Source organism: Variovorax sp. P4_D9 (genome assembly GCF_056401695.1).
Genome location: NZ_JBFUIU010000433.1, coordinates 1 through 7752 on the forward strand (window position 1 = coordinate 1; position 7752 = coordinate 7752).

Consider the following 7752-nt stretch of genomic DNA (forward strand, 5'->3'; position numbering starts at 1 on the left):
CTGTTCGCGCCCGCCGGCACGCCGCCCGAGGTCGTGCAGCGGCTCAACACCGCGTTGCGCGAGGCACTCGCCAGTCCCGAACTGAACGACCGCATGCAGTCGGAAGCGACGGAGCCCATGGCGATGCCGCCCGCGGAGTTCGCGTCCTACCTGAAGACCGAATCGGCGCGGATGAGCAAGTTCGCCGTCGACCTGGGCTGGGTCCAGGAATGACCACCGCGCAAGGAATCACCGCGGCCTAGTTGGCTAGCCGCGGGCCTTCCTACCCGGCGACTTCGCCTGTTGCCGAATCGTGACCGCCGCGCTGGCGATGAATTTCTCCAGCGCGAGCGGCACCATGTTCGGGTTCCATGCCAGGAGCGCTGGCGCCGTTGCGGAACTGCCGGCCAAGGGGATGAAACGGACCCCGCCGATGTTCGTGCGTGACAGCGATTGCGGCACCAGCGCAATACCGCAGCCATTGGCCACCATGGCCACGACGGTCATCCAGATGCGCGCCTGGTGCACGGTGCGCGGGTGGATGCCGGCCTGGCTGAAGATGCCGATCACATGGTCGTGGCTGGCCGGCGCGCTCTCGCGCGAGAACATCACGAAGGACTCGTCCGCCATCTCGCGCAGGTCCACGCTGGGCTTGCCCGCCAGCCGGTGATGCTCCGGCAGGCAGGCCACGAACACGTCGTTGCGCAGCGGAATCGAGGCCAGCGGGGCTGGCAGCAGGGAAGCCTGGATGAACGCGGCATGAAGCTGGCGGCGCATCAGCTTCTCGATCTGCTCCGTGGTGTACAGCTCGTACAGCACCACGTCGACGGCCGGCACCTCGCGCTTGAACCGGTCCAGGATGGCTGGGGTTTCGCGGTAAAGCATGGAACCCGCGATGCCGATGTCCAGACGCCCATGCGCGCCGCCGTCGATGGCGCGCACCACGCTGCCGATACGCGAGACGCGTTCGAGGATTTCCTTGGCCTCGACCAGGAATGCAGCGCCCGCGGGCGTGAGCTGGACCATCTTGCTGTTGCGCAGCAGCAGCTGCACGCCCAACTCCTCCTCCAGCAAGCGGATGGCCGTGCTGAGCGGGGGCTGCGAGATCGCCAGGCGATCCGCGGCGCGTCGGAAGTGCAGCTCTTCGGCGAGCACGCAGAAGTACTTCAGGAACTGGAGTTTCATGGCTTTTCCGGCTTTGCAACGATTCTAGAAAAACTATCAATGGTTCCTCAATAAGAATTGGACGGCTATGCATGATTTTTGAAAAATAGCGCCCATCGTGACCGCCGGGCAAGGAGAACCTCGCCAAGGCATTCCCTGTTATCTCGCGACTCGCTTGCCCGCATCTTCAAAGGAGTTCCCGCATGATCGACAAATTCGCCGCTTCGCCGGCCGAGGCGCTCGCCGGTGTGCAGGACGGGTCGACCGTGCTGATCAGCGGCTTCGGCACCGCGGGCATCCCGCATGAGCTGATCGTTGGCCTGCTCGAACAAGGCGCCAAGGACCTGACGATCGTCTGCAACAACGCCGGCAACGGCGAGTTCGGCGTGGCCGCCCTGCTCAAGGCAGGCCGCGTGCGCAAGGTGGTATGCAGCTTTCCGCGCCAGGTCGACAGCCATGTTTTCGATGGCATGTACCGCAGCGGGAAGATCGAACTCGAACTGGTGCCGCAGGGCAACCTGGCGGAGCGCATCCGCGCGGCGGGCGCAGGCCTTGGCGGGGTGTTCTGCCCCACGGGCTACGGCACGGAGCTTGCCAAGGGCAAGGAGACGCGCGAGATTGACGGCCGGCACTACGTGCTCGAGTACCCCATCTTCGCCGATGTCGCACTGGTCAAGGCCGAGGCTGGCGACCGCTGGGGCAACCTGGTGTACCGCAAGGCGGCACGCAATTTCGGCCCCGTGATGGCTGCCGCGGCAAAGTTCACGGTGGCCAGCGTCTGCGAAGTCCGGGAGCTGGGCGAAATCGATCCCGAGGCGATCGTGACCCCCGGCATCCACGTGAAACGGCTCGTCCGGCTGCCTCGCATGGCGACGCCCTCGGTCGGCCCCAGAAAGATCGCATGAAGATGGCATACCAAGCACGCAGCAAGGCGCAACTGGCGGCCCGCCTGGCGCAGGACATTCCCCAGGGCGCTTACGTGAACCTCGGCATCGGCATGCCGACACTGGTGGCCAACCACATCCCGGCGGGGCGCGAAGTCATCCTGCAGAGCGAGAACGGCATCCTGGGAATGGGTCCGGCACCGGCCGAGGGACTGGAGGACTACGACCTCGTCAATGCCGGCAAGCAGCCCATCACGCTGCTGCCCGGCGGCGCGTTTTTTCACCAGGCCGACTCCTTCGCCATGATGCGTGGCGGTCATCTGGACATCGCTGTGCTGGGTGCCTTCCAAGTCTCGGCCACGGGTGACCTGGCCAACTGGAGCACCGGCGACCCGTACGCCATCCCATCCGTGGGCGGCGCCATGGATCTGGCCATCGGCGCAAAGGCCGCCTGGGTGATGATGGATCTGCTGAACAAGAACGGCGTCAGCAAGGTCGTGGAACGCTGCACCTATCCACTGACCGGCGTGGGCTGCATCAAGCGCATCTACACCGATCTCGCCACGCTGGAGTGCTCGCCGCAGGGCCTGCGACTGATCGACACCGTCGAAGGCCTGTCGCACAAGGAATTGGAACGGCTGGTCGGGCTTCCCATCGTTGAGGCAGCCGTCATGGCACGGTAATTCCCTTTCGTTTGTCGATGGCGGCCAAATCGCAAGGCGGTTCGTGCGCCGATCAAACAATCACATGGAGACTGAAATGAAGATTTGCTTAGCCCCCCTTCGATGGGCCCTGGCCCTGGTGGCCGGCGTCTGCATCGGCACATCGGCGATCGCGCAGGCCTTTCCCAGCAAACCGATCCGCATCATCGCGTCGACCCCGCTTGGGGGAACCATCGACCTGGTCGCACGGCTGCTCGCCCAGCACCTGCCTGCGGCGTTGGGACAACCGGCCGTTGTCGAAAACAAGCCCGGCGCCGCGGGCAACATCGCCGCGGAGTTCGTTGCCAGGTCACCGGCGGACGGTCATACGCTGCTGGTGACCGCATCGAGCCATGCCACCAACATCAACCTGTATTCCAAGCTGGCCTACCACCCCGTCAAGGACTTCGCACCGGTCTCCCAGCTGACGAGCAACTCGTTCGTCCTCGCGGTGCCGGCCTCGTCGCCGGCCAACACGCTGGGCGAGTTCGTCGCGCTGGCCCAATCGAAGAAGTCGGACCTGAGCTATGGCTCCGCAGGCTCGGGCCAGGGCAACCATCTCGGCATGGAGCTACTCAAGACGATGGCGGGGTTCGATGCCGTCCATGTGCCGTACAACGGCACCGGCCCCGTGACGCTGGCGCTGCTGGCAGGGCAGATCGATGTGGCGCTCCAGTCGCCGCCCGGCGTGCTCCCCCAGATGAAGACGGGCCGCCTCAAGATCCTGGCGACCACGGGCAAGAAGAGATCTCCGCTGATCCCCGACGTGCCCACCGTGGCCGAAGCCGGCGTTCCAGGCTACGAGCTGCTCGGCTGGATCGGCCTGCTGGCGCCGGCAGGCACCCCCAAGGAGGTCGTCGACACACTGCAACGCGAAGTCAAGAAAATTCTCAGCCGCCCGGACGTCGTCAGCCAACTGAATGCCGTCTCTTCGGATGCCATCGGCTCGACCCCGCAAGAGTTCTCGGCCTTCCTGGACGCCGAGATCGCGACCTGGGCGCAGGTCATCAAGAAATCCGGGGCGCGCGCCGAGTAGCACACGGCCTTCACTCGAAAAAGGAAGCGACAGGCATGGCCAACGAAGCATCCCCCGCACCACCCGTAGCGCAGCAGCTCGCAGAATGGGCACTGGCATTGGATCTGCGCGACGTCGACGCCGCCGTGCTCGAGCGGGTCAAGTTGCATATCCTGGACCAGATCGGCGCCCAGGTCAGCTGCTGCAATCTGCCGGCGCCGCGCATCGCGCAAGCCTATGTCACGCAGTTTGGCCTGGGCGGCCCGGCATCGATCCTCGGCACCGCCCTGCAAGCCGATGCCGAAGGCGCCGCCTTCGTCAATGGCACGGCCGGCAGCAGCTTCGAGATCGACGACTACGGCGGCAACGGCGCCTACGCCCATCCGGGCTGCGTCGTCGTGCCCGGCGGCCTGGCCGTGGCCGAGACCCTGGGCGCCAGCGGCGCTGGCTTGTTGCGGGCAGCGACCGTCGGGTTCGAGACCATCATCCGCCTCGCCTTGGCCACCATGCCTTCGATGCTGCTCGGACGCGGATTCCACCAGACCGGTGCGCACGGCGTGTTCGGCGTGGCGCTGGTCACCGCCATGCTGGAGCAGTTCGACCTGGAGACCACGGTCAATGCCCTGGGCGTGGCGGGCAGCCACGCATCGGGCACGACGGAGTACTCGCAAAGCGGCGGCGAAGTGAAGCGCGCCCACGCCGGCATCGGTGCCGCGGGCGGCATCCGTTCCGCGCGGCTTGCCCGCCTGGGCCTCAGCGGGCCGCCGACGATCTTCGAAGGCAAGCGTGGCTTTCTGCAGGCCTTTTGCAATGCGCACGACGCGCGCTTCCTGCATGAAGGATTGGGATCGCACTGGCATTTCCCCGAGCGCGGAGCGCTCAAGCCCCATGCCTCGTGCGCGCTGATCCACCACCATTTCGCGGCCTACGACAAGCTCCGGGCAGTGCACGCTTTTGCGCCCGGAGACATCGAGCACGTGGTGCTCGGCTGTGAGCCGCTGACTGTCGTCCACACCGGCGCGACCGGCCCGCGCCCGACGGACATCGTTGGCGCCCAGTTCAGCGCCGAGTACGGCATCGCGATGCGCATCGTCGGTGGGCGCAACGACGTCGGCGCCTATCTGGACGCCGAGGCCGGCAACTTCCAGGACCTGGCCGTGGCCGCCATTGCCGCTCGCGTTCGCCTGGAGGTCGACCCGGAATGTGCCACGCAGATCCCCAAGGGCAAGGTCACGCTGCATATGCGCGATGGCAAGGTCCTGTCCGCCACGGCCTATGCACTCGGCTCGCCGTTCAATCCCTTGAGCCGAGGCGACATCGAACAGAAATACCTCGACCTCGTCGCACGCAACTTCGGCGACGCGACCGCGAGGACTTCTCTCGGTTTGATCATGAACCTCGAGGAAGTCGCAGACGTCCGGCAAATCACTCGCCYGTTCGCGGGACCCGTGCGGYCATGACGGCGCATCTTGCACTACACGAGGACTTCAGATGCTGAATGACAAAGTGATCCTCATCACCGGCGCAGCTGGCGGTATCGGGCGCGCGACGGCCGTGGCCGCAGCCCGCGAGGGCGCGCGCGTGGCCGTGGCGGACCTCAACTTCGAGGGCGCCCAGGAGACGGCATCGTTGATCGCCGAGGCCGGCGGCACCGCCCTGGCGCTGCGCGTGGACATCAGCGTGTCGAGCGACGTCGATGCCATGGTCGCCGCGGTGGTCGAGCGCTTCAGCCGGCTCGACGGCGTATTCAACAACGCCGCGCTGGCCCAATGGCAATGCGGTGCGGCCTCCAAAAAGATCGGCGAGATCAGCGAAGAGGCATTCGCCCGGATCATGCAGGTCAACGTCACCGGCACGTGGTTGTGCATGCGAGCCGAACTCGAGCACATGCGCCAGCACGGCGGTGGCGCGATCGTGAATGCCTCATCCGTCTCCGGCCTGGTCGGCCGTGCCGGCTCGGGGGCCTACAGTGCGAGCAAGCATGCGATCAACGGCCTGACCAAGACCGCCGCGGTCGAATACGCCGCCTCCGCCATTCGCGTCAACGCCGTGTGCCCGGGCTTCATCGACACCGAGTTCGTCAAGTCGTCGTTGGCCACGCGCGGCGATGCATTGCTGGCATCCGTTCCGATGCATCGCCTGGGGCAGCCCGAAGAGGTGGCCGAGCTGGTCGTTTGGCTGCTGTCGGACCGGGCCCGCTACGTGACGGGAAGCCTGCAGGGTGTGGATGGCGGCTTCATGGCAGGCTGAAGAAGGAGAACCACGATGCCTCTACCCACACCCACTGCGCGGCGCGACATCCACCGGCGCGTCATCGACATGCAGGCGTATGCCCGGGATGACGGCCTCTACGACGTCGAAGCCCATCTGGTCGACACCAAGCCCTTTGAGTTCGAAAGCCTTGGCCGAGCGCTGCGCGTGCCTCCAGGCCAGGCCTTGCACGACCTGTGGGTGYGGCTCACGGTCGATGGCGACTATGTTGTGCGGGACATCTGCGCGGCATCCGACATCACTCCCTACGCGATCTGCAAGGAGGCCGAAGCCGCCTTGCGTGTCCTGATCGGGGAACGCCTCGCTCGCGGCTGGTCCGCAACCGTCAAGCAGCGTCTGCGCGGCGCCGCCAGCTGCACGCACTTGATGGAAGTGCTGATCCCGCTCGCCACCACCGCGATGCAGGGCATCCGCGGCTTGCGGCCCGCCAGCGCGCGCAAGTACAGTGGCGACGGACCTCCGCCCCAGCTTGACAGCTGCTATGCCTATGGTCGCAGCCGCGAAATGGTGTTGCGGTTCTGGCCGAAGTACTACGTCGCACCTGGCCGGCCCACCGGTGGCGATGAGCCGGCATGATGCAGAGCCAAGCATCGTGAAGCGCGGCCCCATGCGCAGGAAAATTGGAGCTGCGCTGCGCGCAAATCTTTACGCGGCCGGGCAACTGGCGTTCGCCCGGGTTGCCGCGCAGTGGGTCCGCGCCTATTTGGCCAGAGGACTTCGTCAGTCTTGCCTACAAAGAAGACATGTGTCGTCAAAGAGGACGCAAATGTCTCCGCAATGAGCAGTTTGGGTCCACTGGACGGCCTTCTCGCCCTCAACTGGCTGGCACTGAGGTTGCATTAGCAATACGGATGGATGGACCCTCCGCAGGGAACGGTCCACCTTGGACCAGCCCTGCCTGGTGGTCCGTTCCTCGAGAGAAGAATTCACATGCAAAGGAAGCTCATTCAATGTAGACGACCAACAGATTCTCAAAGTCGTTGTGCCCAAGCTCAGATTCCCAAATAGTCAATTTCGAAAGTTAGTTCCATGAAAACATTGATTTCCGTGTCTTGCATTTCCCTAGTTGCTGTCAGCGTCATTGGTTGTGCATCAGGGACGGCCCCTGCTTCATCGACTTCCGCCCTATCGACGGAGCATTGCAAGGCGCATGTGGCGCAATTCGTGCCGAACCAGAACAAGAACGATGCAGCCCTGGCAAAGGACACTGCCTGCGCGAACATGGTGAAAAAGTAGAGACCTGAATCCGTGAGCCCAGACGCACGCTTGGTCGCGTTGGTTTGTTTTGTTGCGCCGTGCCCGTCCAATTTGACCGCCTGAGACATGACATCACCCAATTCGATGGCATTGGATCGTCGGCATCGYGAGTTGGTRGGCGACTTGTTCGGGTTGGCGTGCAATTGCCCCGCGCCGCAACCTCGCGGGAACGCGATTTTCTGGATCCGTGAGTTTCGTGAGGCCGGTGATCGGCCAGTTGCGCTCAGCCGCAGGCAGCGAAGAGTTCTCCGTGCAGCCGCTGGAAGGCCTTGGCCGAACGATCATTGGCGCCCAGCCCGAGGATGACGCGCCGGCCATGCTCGATGAGGCGCCCGGCGCGGTAGATGAGTTCCTGCATCACCGTCTTGATGCGCCGGCGCTTGGCCGCGTGGCGTACCGGCGCATCGGRCCCCAGCAGCCCGGCCTGGCCCATCAGGCGCAGGATAATCATGGCCAGCGCCGCGAGCTCGCACACCAGGTA

General features: G+C 65.0%; 9 protein-coding genes and 1 pseudogene. 7 read left to right on the plus strand and 3 right to left on the minus strand.

Annotated elements, in window-relative coordinates; translation table 11 throughout:
- Positions 1-213: tripartite tricarboxylate transporter substrate-binding protein (locus tag AC1DY5_RS34050; protein ID WP_478118699.1), on the plus strand; the 213-nt coding region annotated here is incomplete at its 5' end.
- Between the two features lie 33 nt (positions 214-246).
- Here the strand turns inward: AC1DY5_RS34050 and AC1DY5_RS34055 are convergent.
- On the minus strand, positions 247-1164 hold the full coding sequence (locus AC1DY5_RS34055) for a LysR family transcriptional regulator (RefSeq protein WP_478118701.1): 918 nt from the start codon (positions 1162-1164) through the stop codon (positions 247-249).
- A 182-nt stretch (positions 1165-1346) separates the two neighbouring features.
- On the opposite strand from AC1DY5_RS34055, the gene AC1DY5_RS34060 reads away from it, so the two are divergent.
- The 6 genes from AC1DY5_RS34060 to AC1DY5_RS34085 all read left to right on the plus strand — a co-directional run bounded on the left by AC1DY5_RS34060 (position 1347) and on the right by AC1DY5_RS34085 (position 6590).
- Positions 1347-2048 carry a 3-oxoacid CoA-transferase subunit A gene (locus tag AC1DY5_RS34060; protein WP_478118703.1) on the plus strand — a complete coding sequence of 234 codons (702 nt, stop codon included), beginning with the start codon at positions 1347-1349 and terminating at the stop codon, positions 2046-2048.
- 2 nt (positions 2049-2050) lie between these two features.
- On the plus strand, positions 2051-2710 hold the full coding sequence (locus AC1DY5_RS34065) for a 3-oxoacid CoA-transferase subunit B (RefSeq protein WP_478118712.1): 660 nt from the start codon (positions 2051-2053) through the stop codon (positions 2708-2710).
- Between the two features lie 76 nt (positions 2711-2786).
- Positions 2787-3764, plus strand: a complete 978-nt coding sequence (locus AC1DY5_RS34070; protein WP_478118704.1) for a Bug family tripartite tricarboxylate transporter substrate binding protein — start codon at positions 2787-2789, stop codon at positions 3762-3764.
- Positions 3765-3799: 35 nt separating this feature from the next.
- Positions 3800-5203: an MmgE/PrpD family protein gene (locus AC1DY5_RS34075; RefSeq protein WP_478118706.1), complete on the plus strand. Its 1404-nt coding sequence runs from the start codon at positions 3800-3802 to the stop codon at positions 5201-5203.
- A gap of 31 nt (positions 5204-5234) precedes the next feature.
- Positions 5235-5993 carry an SDR family NAD(P)-dependent oxidoreductase gene (locus AC1DY5_RS34080; protein WP_478118707.1) on the plus strand — a complete coding sequence of 253 codons (759 nt, stop codon included), beginning with the start codon at positions 5235-5237 and terminating at the stop codon, positions 5991-5993.
- A 15-nt stretch (positions 5994-6008) separates the two neighbouring features.
- Positions 6009-6590, plus strand: a complete 582-nt coding sequence (locus AC1DY5_RS34085; protein WP_478118709.1) for a DUF2889 domain-containing protein — start codon at positions 6009-6011, stop codon at positions 6588-6590.
- A gap of 416 nt (positions 6591-7006) precedes the next feature.
- Here the strand turns inward: AC1DY5_RS34085 and AC1DY5_RS34090 are convergent, their stop codons facing one another.
- Both AC1DY5_RS34090 and AC1DY5_RS34095 read right to left on the minus strand, forming a co-directional pair.
- Positions 7007-7339, minus strand: a complete 333-nt coding sequence (locus tag AC1DY5_RS34090; RefSeq protein ID WP_478118711.1) for a hypothetical protein — start codon at positions 7337-7339, stop codon at positions 7007-7009.
- 155 nt (positions 7340-7494) lie between these two features.
- Positions 7495-7752, minus strand: a pseudogene (locus tag AC1DY5_RS34095) (IS1380-like element ISCARN34 family transposase); the annotation flags it as partial.

What these genes read in the sequence shown, in the direction of transcription:
- AC1DY5_RS34055 (WP_478118701.1), bottom strand. Translation starts at nt 1,164, where the DNA reads ATGAAACTCCAGTTCCTGAAGTACTTCTGCGTGCTCGCCGAAGAGCTG.
- AC1DY5_RS34060 (WP_478118703.1), top strand. Translation starts at nt 1,347, where the DNA reads ATGATCGACAAATTCGCCGCTTCGCCGGCCGAGGCGCTCGCCGGTGTG.
- AC1DY5_RS34065 (WP_478118712.1), top strand. Translation starts at nt 2,051, where the DNA reads ATGGCATACCAAGCACGCAGCAAGGCGCAACTGGCGGCCCGCCTGGCG.
- AC1DY5_RS34070 (WP_478118704.1), top strand. Translation starts at nt 2,787, where the DNA reads ATGAAGATTTGCTTAGCCCCCCTTCGATGGGCCCTGGCCCTGGTGGCC.
- AC1DY5_RS34080 (WP_478118707.1), top strand. Translation starts at nt 5,235, where the DNA reads ATGCTGAATGACAAAGTGATCCTCATCACCGGCGCAGCTGGCGGTATC.
- AC1DY5_RS34090 (WP_478118711.1), bottom strand. Translation starts at nt 7,339, where the DNA reads ATGTCTCAGGCGGTCAAATTGGACGGGCACGGCGCAACAAAACAAACC.